We start from the raw sequence: 14,805 nt of genomic DNA on the forward strand, positions 1-14,805 counted from the left end.
GTGAATGGGCGACCGTCTTCGGCGATGCCAAGAYGACGACCGCGTTGCTCGACCGGCTCACCCACCACTGCCACATCCTGGAGACAGGGAACGACAGCTTCCGCTTCAAGAACAGTTCGGCGAAAACGGCCAAACCAACCAGGGAGAAGACGAGGAACTTGACCGCCAACTGACCAACCGACCATCATCAAGGCGGGTCAGTTCTCAGTGGAAAGCCTGGGTCAGTTCTCCGCGGAAATCAACATCCAGCGGATGTCGGTGTTGCGCGCCTCGCCGATTTCCACGCCGATCCGGGTGATTTCGCCGTCGTAGGTCTCGGGGCGACGGCCGTCGGCCGGCTCGAACAGGCAGCGCAGGGTGCGGTTCGAACCGGCCAGGAAGTTGTCGCCGGTGGCGACGCGACACCGGAGGACTCCGATCTCGACCCTCTCCGGTGCCGCGAGCGCCGGCAGGCTCACGAGCCCGAACCCGCTCGCCACGCCGAGGGCGGCGGCGAGACGACGGGCGGCGATCTTGATCATGGAATTCTCCTCGTCGGACGGGCGGCCGCCGCCGGGCCGGACCGTGATTCGGCCGGCACACGGGGGCGGACTTCGATCCCGGCCTCCTCGGCAACGCGGCAGGGCCCGGAACGTTCCCGTCCCGAGCCCCTTTATTTTCAAGATCTTTCCACGTCGTCGCGCGGACGCCCGCTCAGCGCAGGTTGCCGCAGAAGCGCTGGATGCGGCGGCCGGCTTCTTCGAGCGCCGAGGTCGCGGTCGCATAGGAGATGCGGAAATGCGGCGCCAACCCGAAGGCCGAGCCCTGCACCACCGCCACGCCCTCGACCTCGAGCAGTTCGGTGACGAACACGTCGTCGGAAGTGATCACGGTGCCCGACGGCGAGGTCTTGCCGATCGTGCCGGCGCAGGACGGATAGACGTAGAACGCCCCTTCCGGCGTCGGGCAGGAGATGCCGTTGGCCTGATTGAGCATCGACACGATCAGGTCGCGCCGCTCCTTGAACACCGCGTTGTGGCGCGCGATGAAGTCCTGCGGCCCGTTCAGCGCCTCGACCGAGGCCCACTGGGCGATCGACGAGGGGTTGGAGGTCGACTGCGATTGCAGCGTGGCGATCGCCTTGATCAGCTTCTCCGGCCCCGCGCCGTAGCCGATGCGCCAGCCGGTCATGCAATAGGCCTTGGACACGCCGTTGAGCGTCAGCGTGCGGTCGTAGAGGCCCGGCTCGACCTGGGCCGGGGTGGTGAATTCGAAGTCGTCGTAGACCAGGTGCTCGTACATGTCGTCGGACAGCACCCACACCTGCGGATGACGCAAGAGAACGTCGGTCAGCGCCTTGATCTCGGCACGGGTATAGGCCGCGCCCGACGGGTTCGACGGCGAGTTGAAGATGAACCACTTGGTCTTCGGGGTGATCGCCGCCTCGAGCGCCGCCGCTGTCACCTTGAAGCCGGTGTCGATCGAGGTCGCCACAGCCACCGGCGTGCCGCCGCCGAGCAGCACGATGTCGGGGTAGCTGACCCAATAGGGCGCCGGGATGATCACCTCGTCACCGGGGTTCAGCGTGGCGAGCAGGGCATTGTAGAGCACTTGCTTGCCGCCGGTGCCGACCGACACCTGCGACGGCTTGTAGGTCAGGCCGTTCTCGCGGGCGAACTTGGCGACGATCGCCGCCTTCAGCTCCGGGATGCCGTCGACCGCGGTGTACTTGGTCTGACCGTCGCGGATCGCCTTGATCGCCGCTTCCTTGATGTTGTCGGGCGTATCGAAGTCGGGCTCGCCGGCCCCCAGACCGATCACGTCGCGGCCCGCCGCTTTCAGCTCGCGCGCCTTGTTCGTCACGGCGATCGTGGCGGAGGGCTGGATGCGCGAAAGACTGTCGGCGAGGAATCCCATGACGGTTCTCCAGATGAGGGGGTTCTCGGGGAGGGAAACCCACGCGGACGGACACGAGGCTCACGCGGCGTGGGACGGCTCGGACCCTAATCCCCGCTCCCGGCCCCGGCAAGATTTTTCCTCTGATCGATTCGATCGCCGCCGTCGATGAGTCGTGCGTCCGCGCGGGTCTTGCCGCGGCGCGCCCTCCGGGTGTAGGCACTCGCCATCGATGGAGGCTGGATGCCGCAGATTGCGGGAACCGATCGACGCGGGCGCGGCTGAGGCCGTGCGATCCCGCGTCTCGTGAGCGACGACCGCGCTCGATGCGTCAGCATCCGGCGCCGGGTCGTCATGCCCCGGTTCCCGTTCGAGTCCTCATCCGTGAACATCTCCCGAATCGAGCAGCGCGTGCTCCACGTGCTCGCTCAGGGCGGACGCATCCGCCATCTCCGCGACGGCGCCCATGTCGTCGCCGTCGACTGCTTCGATCGTGACGACCGCCGTCTCGCCGACTGCGACCTCGCCACCTTCCAGGCGCTGCGCCGCAAGGGCCTCGTCGCCTCGTGCGGCGGCGCGCCCTACGTGATCTCGGCCCGCGGCCGCCGCAGCGTCCGCGCCCAGGCCGACAATCGCTGACGGCTCCGAAACAGGGCGTCGACGGTCATCGCCGACGCCCCGATTTCACCGCGGTAGCGGTCACAGATCGCGAAGGCACTGAGGGTCAGTCCGGCCGCGCCCGCAGCCCGGCGATCACCAGGCGCCACACCCCCTCGAAGGCGGCGTCGTTCTCCGGCGTGCCCCATTCGCCGGCATGGGCGGGATTGTGGAACCGCGACGTGGCGTCCAGCACCGCCGCGGCCAACGCCGCCGGATCGCCGGGGGCGAACCGGCCCTCGGCGATGCCCTCGGCGACGATCGCCGCGATCTGGTCGATCAACTCGGCGACATGGGCGGCGACCACCTCGCGGGTTTCCGCGACGATCGCCCCGTAGGTGGTGAACACCTCGGGATCGTCGAGGACCTTCGCCCGCTTGATCTCCCGCAGCGCGTCGAACCACGCCCGCAGCTTGACGTCGGCCGGCCCCGGCGCGGCGACCACGACGCGAAGCGGCGTGACCACCCGATGCAGCCAGGCCGCCACCACCGCGTCGCGCAGCGCCGCCTTGGACGGGAAGTGGCGATAGATGCTGCCGTGGCTGACCCCCAGGGCGCGGGCCACATCGACCACCGTCGCCTTGGCCGGCCCATAGCGGCGCAACACGTCCTCGGCCGTGTCCAGGATCATCTGCGCCGTCAGGGTCTGTTCGGTCATCGCGTCCTCACCGGACGCCGGCGCTCACCCGGCGCCGGTCGTCCGCTCGCTGTCGAGATGGGCCATCATCGCCGTCGGGTAGCGGTCGCCCGCCGCGGCCCCCGGCGGCACCGCCCGTTCGATGGCCGCGAAGTCTTCCGCCGTCAAGACCACGTCGAAGGCGCCGAGCGCTTCGTCGAGCCGATCGCGCCGCCGCGCGCCGACCAGCGGCACGATGTCCTCGCCCTGCCCCAGCACCCAGGCGATGGCGATCTGGGCGACGCTCGCCCCCTTCTGTTCGGCGATGACCCGCAGCGCCTCGACCAGCGTCAAGTTGCGGTCGAGATTGTCGCCCTGGAAGCGCGGCGAATGGGTCCGGAAGTCGCCCGCGGCGAAGCCCGCATCCTTCGACCAATGGCCGCCGATCAGACCCCGCGACAGCACCCCGTAGGCGGTGATGCCGATCCCCAGCTCACGGCAGGTCGGCAGGATCGCCGCTTCGATACCGCGGGTGAGCAGCCCGTATTCGATCTGCAGATCGACGATCGGATGTACCGCCGCCGCCCGCCGCAGGGTCGCCGACCCGACCTCGGACAGACCGATGTGGCGCACCCAGCCGGCCTTCACGCAGTCGGCGATCGCTCCGACCGTCTCCTCGACCGGTACCTGCGGATCGAGGCGGCCCGCACGATAGATGTCGACGTGGTCGACCCCGAGCCGCTGCAGCGTATAGGCGAGCGCCGTCTTGACCGCCGCCGGCCGCCCGTCGAAACCGAGCCAGGCGCCGGCCGGGTCGCGCTGCGCCCCGAACTTGACGCTGAGCTGCACCGCGTCGCGATCGACCCCCTTCAGGGCCTCGGCGATCAGCAACTCGTTGTGGCCCATGCCGTAGAAATCCCCGGTGTCGAGCAGGGTGACGCCGGCCTCGAGCGCCGCATGGAGCGTGGCGATGCTCTCCGCCCGATCCGACGGCCCGTAGGCGCCCGACATGCCCATGCAGCCGAGCCCCATCGCCGAGACGATCGGCCCTTCGCTTCCCAGACGACGCGTGTCCATGACGGCTCCCTCCGTTGTGTGAGGAGCACAATGAAATATGCACTGACAGATGTCAATATCTGTCAGTACGATTTACGCCAGAGCACTCGCTCGCCGCAACTCCGCGGCGAGCGGCCCGCACCGCGGCGAGCGGCCCGCGCCCCGGCGCCTCCGCTCGGCACCCGCGCCGCCGGTCACGCCGGGACCGCACTGCCGGCTCAGCCGTGGCGCAGCTTCTGCGCCAGGATCACCAGATTGAGCATCAGGGTCAGGACGTTGGCGACGATGATCGGCCAACTGCCGATCAGAATCCCATAGATCAGCCACAGAATCAGCCCGCCGACGAACACCGAGAAGGTCGCCAGCGACAGCGACGCGGTGTCCCGCGTCCGGATCGACCGGATCGTCTGCGGCAGCCAGCACAGCGTCGTGAACAGGGCCGCGCAACTGCCCAGAAGCTCCACGTAGAGAGGTTGACCCATCGCGACCACCCGTTCCGGAAGACCATGCCCGCACCGTCGGCGATCGGAGCGACCCCGACGCGACTCCGATCGATCGGGTCTCCGCGAGGGAAGGCCGACAATACGGCGAAGGCGAGGGCCGTCCCACCCCGCATCGCGCCCTGCGACACGACGGCAGCAGCGCTTTCCCGGGTCGTCGACCGCGACGTCGCCGATCGCCCGCCGCCGTCGGCCTATGCGACCAAAGCCGGGCCGTCGCAGCCGCGCGGTTTGATCCCGCGCAAGGCCCTGGGGCGCGCTTCGTTCCATGATGTTGCGACCCGCCGGACGAAATCCCGTCGGCGATGGAGGTCGAAATGGAGATCGCGGTCGAAAAGGTCCACGAACTCGTCGAGTATTTCCGCTTCCTCGACGCCAAGAGCGGCGACGGCGACATCGAAGGTGAGGAAGAAGGCAGCCGCTCGCCTTCCGGTCATCTCTTCGAAGACGGCGCCGACGACGGCACCGAAGACCAGATCCGCGGCGTCATCGAAGGACTGAACGTCGACGAGAAATCCGACCTGGTCGCCCTGATGTGGATCGGCCGCGGCGACTTCGAAGCCAAGGAATGGCCGGTCGCCGTCCGCCGCGCCCAGGAACGCTCGATCCGCAACACCGCCCGCTATCTGATGGGCATTCCCAACGTCGGCGACCTGATCGAAGAGGGCCTCGCCGCGATCGAAGCCTTCGATCGCTGAGCCACCGGCCGGTTCGATCTCAGTCTTCGACCAGGAAGGGATTGCTCGCCCGCTCCGCCCCGAAGGTGCTGGTCGGGCCGTGGCCCGGTAGGAAGCCGACGTCGTCGCCGAGCGGCAGCAATTTGTCGGTGATCGAGGCGATCAGATCGGCGTGATTGCCGCGCGGCAGGTCGGTGCGGCCGATCGAACCGGCGAACAGCACGTCGCCGACGATCGCGAATCGCGCCTCGCGCTGGAAGAACACGACGCTGCCCGGCGAATGGCCCGGGCAATGGATCACCTCGAAGGCGATGTCGCCGACCTCGACCCGGTCGCCGTCGTCGAGCCAGCGATCCGACGCCACCGCCTTGAGGCCCGGCACGCCCCAGCGCGCCCCCGATTCGGGGATCCGCTCGAGCAGGAACGAATCGTCGCGGTGCGGTCCCTCGATCGGCACCGGCCGGCCGTATTCGCGTTCGAGCAGCACCTTCAGGTCGGCCGCGCCGCCGGCGTGGTCGAAATGGCCGTGGGTCAGCAGGATCCGCTCGACGGTCACGCCGAGATCGCCGATCGCCCGCCGAATCGTCGCGACGTCGCCGCCGGGATCGGTCACCGCGCCGCGGTGGGTCACTTCGTCGAAGATCACCGCACAGTTCTGTTCGAGCGGCGTCACCGGCACCACGGCGAGCCGCAGGCGGGGTTCGGGAGCGGAGTCGGGCATGAGATCCTCGTGATCGCCCCGCCGCGGTCGATCCGACCGTCGTGCGGGGACAGATTCGTCGCCGGAGCTTCCCGAGCGTCGGGAAGGGACTCGCAAGGCGACCCGGGAACGATTATGTCGTAGCCTGTCGACCCCGTCGAGATCAGCGGTCCGCCGCGTCGGACGACGGGCCGTGAGCTGGAGAGACGTCGATGCGCGCGACCACCCTGGCGGTCATCGCCGTCTTGACCGCTGCCGCCGCCCTCGCCGGCAATCTGCTGCCGAACGACCCCGGCGCGTCCGTCCGCGACTGGGCGATCGGCCCCTCCTCCGCCGCCGCGCTGCCCGACGCCGACGACGAGCCGACGGTCGTGCCCGGCCCGATGCGGGCCGCCGACGGCGGCGTCCTGCCCGCCCTCCCCGCCGCCCGCCGCGCGCCGCCGCCGCCGCGCGCCGAACCGGCGGTCAAGCCGCCGCCGCGCGCCGTGCTCGCCTGGGAGGGCCGCTTCCGCCCGAGCCGCCCGCAGGACGCCGACGCCGGTGCCGGCCGCGCCCTGGTGCGCCTGCCGGCCCGCGAATTGTCCTTCGCCGACTTCACCGTCGCCGATCTGCCCGACCTCGAAGTGTGGCTGGTCGCCGCCGATCGCGTCGCTTCCGCCGACGATGCGCTGGGCGCCAAACGCGTCTCGCTCGGCCGCCTGAAGAAGCCGCGCGGCAACCAGACCTATCGATTGCCGCCGGAAATCGACGTGTCGGTCTATCGCAGCGTCATCGTCTGGTCGCGACGCGAACGCGCCCCCCACGTCACCGCCCTGCTGGTGCCCCAGCGCACCCCCTGACGGGCCGTCGGAGGGCGCGCCCGGGCGACCTCACGTCCGGGCATCGCACTTGCCCTTTTGCGGCATTTCGTCCATAAATCGAAGAGGCGGCGGTTCGGAACTGGGCGAGACGGTCGGCGCGACCGGTTCCCTCGGCGGGTGGTATTCTTCGTGAAACCCTCGGTCGACGGGAAAAACAGCGCATATCATGTCCCGACGTGTAACGTGACTGCCTGGTCTTTCGCCCCCGTGTCGATCACGGCGACGGGGCGAAGTGTCGTGCAACGGGGCAGACCCCCGCGGGAAAGGACTTGGAATGAGGGATCGTGGTTTCGGCGGCGGACGTGGCGGCGACCGCGGCGGTTTCGGACGTGAGCGCGGCGGCTTCGGCGGCCGCGACGAGGGTTTCGGCGGCGGCGGTGGCGACCGTGGCGGCTTCGGCGGCGGTGGTGATCGCGATCGCGGCGGATTCGGTGGCGGGCGGACCGGCGGTTTCGGCGGCGGCGACCGTGGTGGTTTCGGTGGTGGTGATCGCGGCTTCGGCGGCGCTCCGGCCGGCGGCGGCGATCGTGGCGGCTTCCGTCCGCGGCGCCCCTTCGGTGAAGACGGCGGCGGCTTCGGCGGCGGCGCCGAGGCCGGCGGCTTCGCGCCCCGGACTCCGCGTCCGACCGTGGAACGCGGCCCGCGCCAGAACGGCACCGTGAAGTTCTTCAATGCCGAGAAGGGCTACGGCTTCATCACCCCCGACGAGGGCGGCGCCGACGTGTTCGTGCACGTCAGTGCGGTCGAGCGCTCCGGCCTCGGCACCCTCGACAAGGGTCAGAAGGTGTCCTTCGAGACCGAGCCGGACAAGCGCGGCAAGGGCCCCAAGGCGGTCAACCTGCAGCCGCTCGAAGGCTCGCCGGAAGCCGAAGGCTTCGTGGTTCCCGACGAGGATTGAGACACCAGCGGCCCTTCCGGGGGACGCGACCGGCCATCGACGGTGCGCGGACGACCTCGTCGTCGCCCGCCCGATGGAGACACACCGAACCCTCCCGCCCTCGGTCGGGGGGGTTTTTTCTTGGCGCGCGCACCGCCGAGAGCCGCCGCGGGCGCCCCGCCGACGAGGATCCGACCATGAACTATCGCCACGCCTTCCACGCCGGCAACTTCGCCGACGTCGTCAAACACGCGATCCTCGCCCGCATCCTGGTCCATCTCGCCGCCAAGCCCGCCCCCTTCCGGGTGATCGACACCCATGCCGGCATCGGCCTCTACGATCTCGCCGGATCGGAAGCCCGCCGGACCGGCGAGTGGCGCGGCGGCATCGGCCGCCTGCTCGCCGCGCCGCTGCCCGACGCCGCCGCCGCCCTGCTCGAGCCCTATCTCGCGGCGGTCGCCACCACCGCCGGCGTGACCACCCCGAGCCGCCTCGACCCGGCGCACCTCGCGACCTATCCCGGCTCGCCGCTGATCGTCCGCGCCGGTCTGCGCCGGGTCGATCGCGCCACCGCGGTCGAGCTCCACCCGGCCGACGCCGCGACGCTCGCCGCCCTGTTCGCCGGCGACGCCCGCCTCAAGGTGGTCGAACTCGACGGCTGGCTGGCGTTGAAGAGCTTCCTGCCGCCCAAGGAACGCCGCGGGCTGGTGCTGATCGATCCGCCCTTCGAGAACGTCGACGAATTCGACCGCGTCGTGCGCGGCCTGATCGAGGCGACCCAGCGCTTCGCCAACGGCATCTACATGGTCTGGCACCCGATCAAGGGCGCCGCCGATCTGCGCCGCCATCACCAGGACCTCGTCGACACCGGCCTGCGCCGCATCCTGACCGTGGAATTCGCCGTCGACCGGCCCGACGCCGAGGGACCGCTGGTCGCCTGCGGCCTGACGATCGTCAACCCGCCCTGGACCTTGCCCGAAGAACTCGACGTGCTGCTGCCCGCCCTGATCGATCGCCTGGCGATCGGCCCCGACGCCTTCGCCGGTTGGCGCTGGCTGGTGCCGGAATGACCACAGCGACCGCCGGTCGCGCCGCACCACGGGAGCGGGACGATCTGGCGGCTTGACCCCCGTCTCAGGGTCGCTCATCGTCGCCTCGGCCCTGCACGGGCCGCGTAGAGGAGTCGTTCCATGTCTCAGTCCCGCCGTTCGTCCCGCGGCGCCGTCCGGATCGCCGTCTTCGCGTCCCTGGCCGTCCTCGCCCTGTCCGGTCCGACCCTCGCCGCCGACCTCGGACCGAGCGTCGCCGCGGCCCCGATCGCCGGCCTGCCCGAATGCGGCGACGACGGCATTCTCGGCACCATCCGCTCGCGCTTCGCCTATGGCGCCGCCCATGTCGAGTCGCGCGCTCTCGAACTGGTGACCATCGAAAAGGTCCGCCAGATCGATCTGTCGATCGACCAGCCGAGCCCGATCGCCCGGCGCACCTGCGCCGCCGCAGTGGCGCTGTCCGACGGCACCCGCTCGCGCCTCGCCTATCGCATCGAGCGCGGCACCGGCTTCGCCGCGCCGGGCTATTTCGGCTGGCCGTCCAACGTCGAATTCTGCGTCGTCGGCCACGATCCCTGGCACGTCCACGACGGCGCCTGCCGCGAGCTGACCCGCTTCTGGTGAACCGCCGCCACGTCCCCGCCGACCCTCCGGAGGTCCCGATGCCGCGTGCTCCGTGGCGGCTCGCCGCCGTCGTCCTCGGGCTCGTCCTCGCCCTGGCGAGCGCGCTGCCGGCCGCCGCCCAAGGGCGCGGCCGCGCCGGCGACTTCGATTTCTGGGTGCTCTCGCTGTCGTGGTCGCCGAGCTACTGCGAAGCCACCGGCAACGCACGCCACGACGCCCAATGCGCCCGCCCCTTCGCCTTCGTGGTCCACGGCCTGTGGCCGCAGTACGAGCGCGGCTTTCCCGGCGCCTGCGACGCCGTGGTGCCGCCGCCCGGCCCCGATCTGGTCCGCTCGATGCTCGACGTCATGCCGAGCCCCGGCCTGATCCGCCACGAATGGGACAAGCACGGCACCTGCTCGGGCCTGAAGGCCGAGAGCTATTTCACGGTGATCCGCCGCCTCTTCGAGAAGATCCGGATCCCCGCCGACTATGCGGTCGCCGACCGGCCACGCACCGTCGCCCCGAGCGAGGTCGAGCGCGCCTTCATCGCCGCCAACCGCGGCCTCGATCCGGCCGAGATCTCGGTGCTCTGTGACGGCCGCCGGCTGCAGGAGGTCCGCTTCTGCCTGAAGAAGGATCTCTCGGCCTTCCGCGCCTGCCCGGAGGTCGAGCGTCGCTCCTGCCGCCTCGAGCGGGTCTACCTGCCGGCCGTGCGCGGAGGAAACTGACCATGCGTCTCGCCCTCGCCCTCGCCGCCGGCCTCGCCTGCGGTCTCGCCGCCCCGTCGGCGGTCCGCGCCGAGGTCGTCGAGGCGACCGTGCGCGGCTGGACCGCCCGCTGCGATGCGCCGACCTGCCGCGCCAGCCTGCCCTCGGCCTCCGGCAAACAGGCGCTGATGATCGGCCGCTTCGAGGCCGGCGACGGCGTCGCCCTCGGCCTCTCGACCCCCGGCGCCATCGCCGACCGCGATCGCCCGATGACCCTGCGCATCGACGGCCGCCGCGTCGCCGATCTGGAGCCCGGCCGCGGCTTCGCGCCGCGCGAACGGGTCGAGGCGCTGTGGATCGTCGACGCCCGCCTCGCCGAGACGGTGGTCGCCGCCCTCGACGGCGCCAAGCAACTGCGATTCGAATACATCGACGTCACCGGCGCCCCCTACGACGCCGACTTCGACGTCTCGGCCTTCCGCGACCTCCTCGCCTGGACCGATGCCCGCCTCGGCCGCGCCACCCGCCGCGCCAAGGGCGTGGTGCCGGTCGGCCTCGCCGAAGCCCCCGCCCCGAGCCGCGCCGACCTCGTCGTGCGCCAGGGCGTGCCGCCGCGGCTCATCGCCAAACATGTCGCCGCCAGCGACTGCGAGGCGCCCAATTCGCCCTTGCTGCGGACCTTCAAGCCGGTGATCGGCGTCCTCTCCTCGACCGCCATCCTCTATGCCGTGCCCTGCACCGCCTCGTCCGGCAACGTCTCGTTCCGCGCCTGGGTGGTCGAGAGCGGCGAAATCGGCGGCATCACCCCGCTCTATTTCGCCATGGCCGACCCGGTGCTGGGCTGGCGCGGCACCGACCTCGTCCACAACGTCGAATACGACGACAAGACCCAGCGCCTGACCTCGACCCAGCGCACCGGCGCCGGCTGCGGCGTGCGCGGGGTGTGGCGCTGGAAGAAGTGGGCCTTCGCGATGGAGGAGATGCGGGTCGCCGAGGACTGCGTCGAAGGCCGCTCGCCCGCCGACTGGCCGCGCGTCTGGCCGCTCGACAAGGCCGCCCCGCTCCGCCCGGCCTCCCTGCCCGCCGCGCCGGTCGCCGTCATGCCGGCGCCGGCCCAGATGCCGGTGCCGCCCACCGCGCCGCCCGCCCCCGAGTCGCCCGCGGAAGCGCCGCCGGCCGCCGCCGCGCCGGTCCCTGTCCCGGCGCCCGTCCCTGCCTCGCCGCCGCCCGCCGATGCCCCGGCGGCGACCGCACCGCCCACGTGACCCGTCCTTCCGTCGCCCAGGAGTCGACCATGCCCGTGCTGCGTACCGTCCATCCCTCGCCCTTCGGCCGCAAGGTCGAGATCGCCGCCGCCGTACTCGGCCTCGGCGCCGTCGTCACGGTGCGCAAGGCCGACACCAACGATCCGGCCGACAGCCTGCGCGAGGAGAATCCGCTCGGCAAGATCCCGACCCTGATCCTCGACGACGGCTCCACTCTGTTCGACAGCCGGGTGATTCTCGAATGGCTCGACCAGCGCGCCGGCGGCGGCCGCATCCTGCCGACCGAGCCCGAGGCGCGCTTCGCCGCCCTGCGTCTGCAGGCGCTGGCCGACGGCCTGCTGGATGCCGCCCTGCTCTGTCTCTACGAGGTCCGCATGCGCCCCGAAACCGAGCGCAGCCCCGGCTGGGTCGAGCGGCAGCAGGGCAAGATCGACCGCACCCTCGCCCATCTCGAGGCCGCAGTGCCGCCGCTCGCCCCGGTCACCGTCGGCACCATCGCCCTGGCCTGTGCGCTCGGCTATCTCGACATCCGTTTCGAAGGCAAGTGGCGGGCCGCCCATCCGCGGCTGGTCGCCTGGCTCGACGGCTTCGCCACCATCGTCCCGGCCTTCGCCGCGACCGCCGGCTGACCCGGAAACGCCGACGGGGGCCGATCGTCCGATCGGCCCCCGTCGCGTCGCAGTCGTCGCCGCTCAGAAGTGGAAGGCGGCGCCGCCCCGCAGGATGTTGCTGTTGACCGACGAACTGGCGCCGCCGATGCCGTGGTTCTCGCGGCCGAAGCCCTCGTGGATCAATTCGCCCTTGAGCGTCACCCGATCGACGACCTGACCTTCGACGCCGCCGCCGAGCGCATAGCCGACGCTGGTGGTCGAGCTGGAGCGCCCCAGCGCCTTCAGAGTGTTGTCGGCGAAGGCCACGCCGCCGGTGGCGTAGGGCATCACCTTGTCGAAGGCGACGCCGACGCGGCCGCGGATCGAGCCGTTCCAGTCGGAGCGATACTTGTAGAGGTTGCCGCTGACGACCCGGTCGGCGGTCTGGCCGGAGATGTTGAGATCGGCTTCGGCGCCGACCACGACGTTCTTGCCGACCGTCGAGTTGATGCCGCCGTAGACGCCGACCTGCAGACCGTCGAGGCTGTTCGGACCCCAACCGTGGCCGACCTGGCCACCGAGGTAGGGGCCGTTCCAGGCCGGGGCGGACGCCACCGGCGCCGCATAGCCGTAGCCGGGGGCCGGCGGCGGCGCGCCGTACATGTCGGCGGCGAGGGAGGGGCCGATCGCCGCGATCGAAGCAGCGACGGCGAGGGCGAGCGTGACGCGGGACATGATCGTACCTTCGCTGTGGGTGTTCGCGAGGATCCGACGGAAGACCGTAGGATCATGTTCACCAAGATACGACCACCGCGGTTAAGCGCAGGTTCAGAAACGCAGTCAATTTTCGGTAAATGCCCAAACTCTCAAGTAAACCTGTAAGGCAAAAAGAAGAAGCCCGCCGCGAGCATCGGGTTTCCGACGCCTGCGGCGGGCTTCTATGCGAAGTCGCTCGATCAGAACTTGTAGTTCAGACCGACGCGAACCAGATGATCGCTGACGTCCTGGCGCACCGGACCGACATTGCCGAAGTTGTGGTTCTCGCGGCCGTAGTCCGAATAGAGATATTCGCCCTTGACCGAGATGTTCCGCGCCACGGCGTATTCGACACCGCCACCGATCGTCCAACCGGCGCGAACGTCGCTCTTCTTTTCGGTGGTGAAGCCGTCGGAAGCCTTGGTGCGGAAGTTGGCGACGGCGAGACCGCCGGTGCCGTAGACCAGGAAGTTGTCGAAGGCATAGCCGGCGCGAGCGCGCGCGGTGCCCGACCAATCCTTCTGGGAGTTCAGCGTGCCGCCGATCACCGACTTGGTCTTCGACGAGTCGCCGTAGCCGATGTCGCCTTCGACGCCGAGCACCCAGGGCCCGGTCTGGAAATTGTAGCCGGCCTGCACGCCGCCGAACACGGTGGCGCCGTCGATGTTGGTGTTGCCGCCGCCGACGCGGGCCTTGTCGAGGACCCAGTCACCGCCGAGGTTCACACCGGCATAGAGGCCCGTCCAGTTGTAGGCGGACGCCTGAGCGACCATCGGCTGCTGGGCGACCGGCGCGCGGCGCGACAGGTCGGCAGCGAAGCCCGTGGCGGTCGCCGTGGCGAAGGCCAGGGATCCGACGGCCACACGAAGGAAGAAGGAGTTCATCGCAAGTCCTCACTGTATGACACGGTTGTCGTCCGGCTCCCGATGCCGATCGGATTCGAGACACCACCACAACGCGAACGCAGCCCGGTTGGTTCCGAAGGCGGCGTCGAAGAGGGAGGCTAGGCGCCGAATGGGGCGACAAACCGTGAAGAATGTGGCGAACTGGGTCCGAATTCGTGATCCGGGGGCTTTGCGCCTGCGGTCTGCCATGTGAGTGGTGCAATGGTTAGCGATGCGTAAATGCTGGGATTTCGCCCCTGCGACCGCGTTCGAGTGGTCCGATCGGCGCGGCTGCGCGTAGGATGGCGAGGACAATTCACATTCTCGAGATCGACGGCTACCCGACGCCATGACCCCGACCGCCGCCCCTCGCACCGCCCTCGTCACCGGCGCCGCCCGCCGCATCGGTGAAGCGATCGCCCGTGATCTCGCCGCCCACGGCTGGGCGGTCGCCGTTCATTACAAGGCCAGCCGCGACACCGCCGAAACCGTGGTCGCCGACATCGCCCGAGCCGGCGGTCGCGCCGTGGCGATCGGTGGCGATCTCGCCGATCTCGCCGCCCTGCCCGATCTGGTCGCCGCCGCCACGGCCGCCCTCGGTCCGATCGGCCTGCTGGTCAACAACGCCTCGGAGTTCGAGCCCGACGAGATCGGCGGCCTCGACGCCGCGACGATGATGCAGCGGCTCGCCCTCGACCTCGCCTCGCCCTGCCTGTTGACCGATGCCTGGGTCCGCGCCCTGCCCGCCGGCATGGCCGGCAGTTGTGTCCACATGATCGATCAGCGGGTGTTGAAGCCGGTGCCGGGCTTCTTCACCTATACGCTCGCCAAATCGGCGCTGTGGACCGCCACCCGGACCATGGCCCAGGCGCTGGCGCCGCGCATCCGGGTCAATGCCATCGGCCCCGGCCCGACCTTTCCCGGGCCGCGCCAATCGGTCGGCCAGTTCGAGCGCCAGGTCGCGGCGGTGCCGCTCGCCCGCGGCCCGGGTCCGGAGGAGTTCGGCCGCACCGTCCGCTACTTCGCCGAGACGCCGTCGGTCACCGGCCAGATGATCTGCCTCGACGGCGGCCAGCATCTCGCCTGGGCGACGCCCGACGCCGTCGACATCGGCGAATGAGGCGCCCGCG

General features: G+C 70.4%; 19 protein-coding genes. 11 read left to right on the plus strand and 8 right to left on the minus strand.

Annotation, left to right across the window (positions count from 1 at the left end; all coding sequences use genetic code 11):
• A partial coding sequence (locus EYW49_RS17440; protein ID WP_165498311.1) for an ATP-binding protein occupies positions 1–173 on the plus strand: 173 nt, incomplete at its 5' end.
• A 48-nt stretch (positions 174–221) separates the two neighbouring features.
• Here the strand turns inward: EYW49_RS17440 and EYW49_RS23055 are convergent.
• Positions 222–521, minus strand: a complete 300-nt coding sequence (locus EYW49_RS23055) for a DUF992 domain-containing protein (protein ID WP_165498312.1) — start codon at positions 519–521, stop codon at positions 222–224.
• 172 nt (positions 522–693) lie between these two features.
• Positions 694–1,896, minus strand: a complete 1,203-nt coding sequence (locus tag EYW49_RS17450) for a pyridoxal phosphate-dependent aminotransferase (RefSeq protein WP_131310910.1) — start codon at positions 1,894–1,896, stop codon at positions 694–696.
• 363 nt (positions 1,897–2,259) lie between these two features.
• Between EYW49_RS17450 and EYW49_RS17455 the strand changes: the two genes are divergently transcribed.
• Positions 2,260–2,514 (plus strand): YjhX family toxin, encoded by a 255-nt coding sequence (locus tag EYW49_RS17455; protein WP_131310911.1) that lies wholly within the window; start codon positions 2,260–2,262, stop codon positions 2,512–2,514.
• An 85-nt stretch (positions 2,515–2,599) separates the two neighbouring features.
• Here EYW49_RS17455 and EYW49_RS17460 read toward each other — a convergent pair whose 3' ends face one another.
• The 3 genes from EYW49_RS17460 to EYW49_RS17470 all read right to left on the minus strand — a co-directional run bounded on the left by EYW49_RS17460 (position 2,600) and on the right by EYW49_RS17470 (position 4,686).
• Entirely contained in the window at positions 2,600–3,190 is a 591-nt protein-coding gene (locus EYW49_RS17460; RefSeq protein WP_131310912.1) for a TetR/AcrR family transcriptional regulator, read from the minus strand.
• A gap of 24 nt (positions 3,191–3,214) precedes the next feature.
• Entirely contained in the window at positions 3,215–4,225 is a 1,011-nt protein-coding gene (locus tag EYW49_RS17465) for an aldo/keto reductase (RefSeq protein ID WP_131310913.1), read from the minus strand.
• Between the two features lie 197 nt (positions 4,226–4,422).
• The gene (locus tag EYW49_RS17470) at positions 4,423–4,686 is read right to left on the minus strand and encodes a SemiSWEET transporter (RefSeq protein ID WP_131310914.1); all 264 of its coding nucleotides are present in this window, start codon (positions 4,684–4,686) and stop codon (positions 4,423–4,425) included.
• 335 nt (positions 4,687–5,021) lie between these two features.
• Between EYW49_RS17470 and EYW49_RS17475 the strand changes: the two genes are divergently transcribed.
• On the plus strand, positions 5,022–5,402 hold the full coding sequence (locus EYW49_RS17475; RefSeq protein ID WP_131310915.1) for a DUF3775 domain-containing protein: 381 nt from the start codon (positions 5,022–5,024) through the stop codon (positions 5,400–5,402).
• A 19-nt stretch (positions 5,403–5,421) separates the two neighbouring features.
• Here EYW49_RS17475 and EYW49_RS17480 read toward each other — a convergent pair whose 3' ends face one another.
• Positions 5,422–6,102: an MBL fold metallo-hydrolase gene (locus EYW49_RS17480; protein WP_131310916.1), complete on the minus strand. Its 681-nt coding sequence runs from the start codon at positions 6,100–6,102 to the stop codon at positions 5,422–5,424.
• Between the two features lie 191 nt (positions 6,103–6,293).
• Here EYW49_RS17480 and EYW49_RS17485 point away from each other — a divergent pair, with 191 nt between their 5' ends.
• From EYW49_RS17485 to EYW49_RS17515, 7 genes are all read left to right on the plus strand, one after another.
• Positions 6,294–6,920: a DM13 domain-containing protein gene (locus tag EYW49_RS17485; RefSeq protein WP_131310917.1), complete on the plus strand. Its 627-nt coding sequence runs from the start codon at positions 6,294–6,296 to the stop codon at positions 6,918–6,920.
• 295 nt (positions 6,921–7,215) lie between these two features.
• On the plus strand, positions 7,216–7,839 hold the full coding sequence (locus EYW49_RS23670; protein ID WP_131310918.1) for a cold-shock protein: 624 nt from the start codon (positions 7,216–7,218) through the stop codon (positions 7,837–7,839).
• 176 nt (positions 7,840–8,015) lie between these two features.
• Positions 8,016–8,888 (plus strand): 23S rRNA (adenine(2030)-N(6))-methyltransferase RlmJ, encoded by an 873-nt coding sequence (locus EYW49_RS17495; RefSeq protein ID WP_131310919.1) that lies wholly within the window; start codon positions 8,016–8,018, stop codon positions 8,886–8,888.
• A gap of 120 nt (positions 8,889–9,008) precedes the next feature.
• Complete coding sequence (locus EYW49_RS17500) at positions 9,009–9,491, plus strand: hypothetical protein (RefSeq protein ID WP_131310920.1); 483 nt, start codon at positions 9,009–9,011, stop codon at positions 9,489–9,491.
• A gap of 38 nt (positions 9,492–9,529) precedes the next feature.
• Positions 9,530–10,201: a ribonuclease T2 family protein gene (locus EYW49_RS17505; protein WP_131310921.1), complete on the plus strand. Its 672-nt coding sequence runs from the start codon at positions 9,530–9,532 to the stop codon at positions 10,199–10,201.
• Between the two features lie 2 nt (positions 10,202–10,203).
• Positions 10,204–11,445, plus strand: a complete 1,242-nt coding sequence (locus EYW49_RS17510) for a DUF1176 domain-containing protein (protein ID WP_131310922.1) — start codon at positions 10,204–10,206, stop codon at positions 11,443–11,445.
• Positions 11,446–11,474: 29 nt separating this feature from the next.
• A complete protein-coding gene (locus EYW49_RS17515; protein ID WP_131310923.1) occupies positions 11,475–12,074 on the plus strand; it encodes a glutathione S-transferase family protein in 600 nt (199 codons plus the stop codon).
• Between the two features lie 63 nt (positions 12,075–12,137).
• Here the strand turns inward: EYW49_RS17515 and EYW49_RS17520 are convergent, their stop codons facing one another.
• Both EYW49_RS17520 and EYW49_RS17525 read right to left on the minus strand, forming a co-directional pair.
• Positions 12,138–12,770 carry an outer membrane protein gene (locus EYW49_RS17520; RefSeq protein ID WP_131310924.1) on the minus strand — a complete coding sequence of 211 codons (633 nt, stop codon included), beginning with the start codon at positions 12,768–12,770 and terminating at the stop codon, positions 12,138–12,140.
• A 221-nt stretch (positions 12,771–12,991) separates the two neighbouring features.
• Positions 12,992–13,675 (minus strand): outer membrane protein, encoded by a 684-nt coding sequence (locus EYW49_RS17525; RefSeq protein WP_131310925.1) that lies wholly within the window; start codon positions 13,673–13,675, stop codon positions 12,992–12,994.
• 349 nt (positions 13,676–14,024) lie between these two features.
• On the opposite strand from EYW49_RS17525, the gene EYW49_RS17530 reads away from it, so the two are divergent.
• Positions 14,025–14,795 (plus strand): SDR family oxidoreductase, encoded by a 771-nt coding sequence (locus EYW49_RS17530; RefSeq protein ID WP_131310926.1) that lies wholly within the window; start codon positions 14,025–14,027, stop codon positions 14,793–14,795.
• Positions 14,796–14,805: the final 10 nt, after the last annotated feature.

It is taken from the genome of Siculibacillus lacustris (assembly GCF_004328075.1).
GTDB lineage: Bacteria > Pseudomonadota > Alphaproteobacteria > Rhizobiales > Ancalomicrobiaceae > Siculibacillus > Siculibacillus lacustris.

Excerpts from the sequence above, each read along its gene's own strand:
- EYW49_RS23055 (WP_165498312.1), bottom strand. The coding sequence starts at position 521 with ATGATCAAGATCGCCGCCCGTCGTCTCGCCGCCGCCCTCGGCGTGGCG.
- EYW49_RS17450 (WP_131310910.1), bottom strand. The coding sequence starts at position 1,896 with ATGGGATTCCTCGCCGACAGTCTTTCGCGCATCCAGCCCTCCGCCACG.
- EYW49_RS17460 (WP_131310912.1), bottom strand. The coding sequence starts at position 3,190 with ATGACCGAACAGACCCTGACGGCGCAGATGATCCTGGACACGGCCGAG.
- EYW49_RS17465 (WP_131310913.1), bottom strand. The coding sequence starts at position 4,225 with ATGGACACGCGTCGTCTGGGAAGCGAAGGGCCGATCGTCTCGGCGATG.
- EYW49_RS17470 (WP_131310914.1), bottom strand. The coding sequence starts at position 4,686 with ATGGGTCAACCTCTCTACGTGGAGCTTCTGGGCAGTTGCGCGGCCCTG.
- EYW49_RS17475 (WP_131310915.1), top strand. The coding sequence starts at position 5,022 with ATGGAGATCGCGGTCGAAAAGGTCCACGAACTCGTCGAGTATTTCCGC.
- EYW49_RS17480 (WP_131310916.1), bottom strand. The coding sequence starts at position 6,102 with ATGCCCGACTCCGCTCCCGAACCCCGCCTGCGGCTCGCCGTGGTGCCG.
- EYW49_RS17485 (WP_131310917.1), top strand. The coding sequence starts at position 6,294 with ATGCGCGCGACCACCCTGGCGGTCATCGCCGTCTTGACCGCTGCCGCC.
- EYW49_RS23670 (WP_131310918.1), top strand. The coding sequence starts at position 7,216 with ATGAGGGATCGTGGTTTCGGCGGCGGACGTGGCGGCGACCGCGGCGGT.
- EYW49_RS17495 (WP_131310919.1), top strand. The coding sequence starts at position 8,016 with ATGAACTATCGCCACGCCTTCCACGCCGGCAACTTCGCCGACGTCGTC.
- EYW49_RS17500 (WP_131310920.1), top strand. The coding sequence starts at position 9,009 with ATGTCTCAGTCCCGCCGTTCGTCCCGCGGCGCCGTCCGGATCGCCGTC.
- EYW49_RS17505 (WP_131310921.1), top strand. The coding sequence starts at position 9,530 with ATGCCGCGTGCTCCGTGGCGGCTCGCCGCCGTCGTCCTCGGGCTCGTC.
- EYW49_RS17510 (WP_131310922.1), top strand. The coding sequence starts at position 10,204 with ATGCGTCTCGCCCTCGCCCTCGCCGCCGGCCTCGCCTGCGGTCTCGCC.
- EYW49_RS17515 (WP_131310923.1), top strand. The coding sequence starts at position 11,475 with ATGCCCGTGCTGCGTACCGTCCATCCCTCGCCCTTCGGCCGCAAGGTC.
- EYW49_RS17520 (WP_131310924.1), bottom strand. The coding sequence starts at position 12,770 with ATGTCCCGCGTCACGCTCGCCCTCGCCGTCGCTGCTTCGATCGCGGCG.
- EYW49_RS17525 (WP_131310925.1), bottom strand. The coding sequence starts at position 13,675 with ATGAACTCCTTCTTCCTTCGTGTGGCCGTCGGATCCCTGGCCTTCGCC.
- EYW49_RS17530 (WP_131310926.1), top strand. The coding sequence starts at position 14,025 with ATGACCCCGACCGCCGCCCCTCGCACCGCCCTCGTCACCGGCGCCGCC.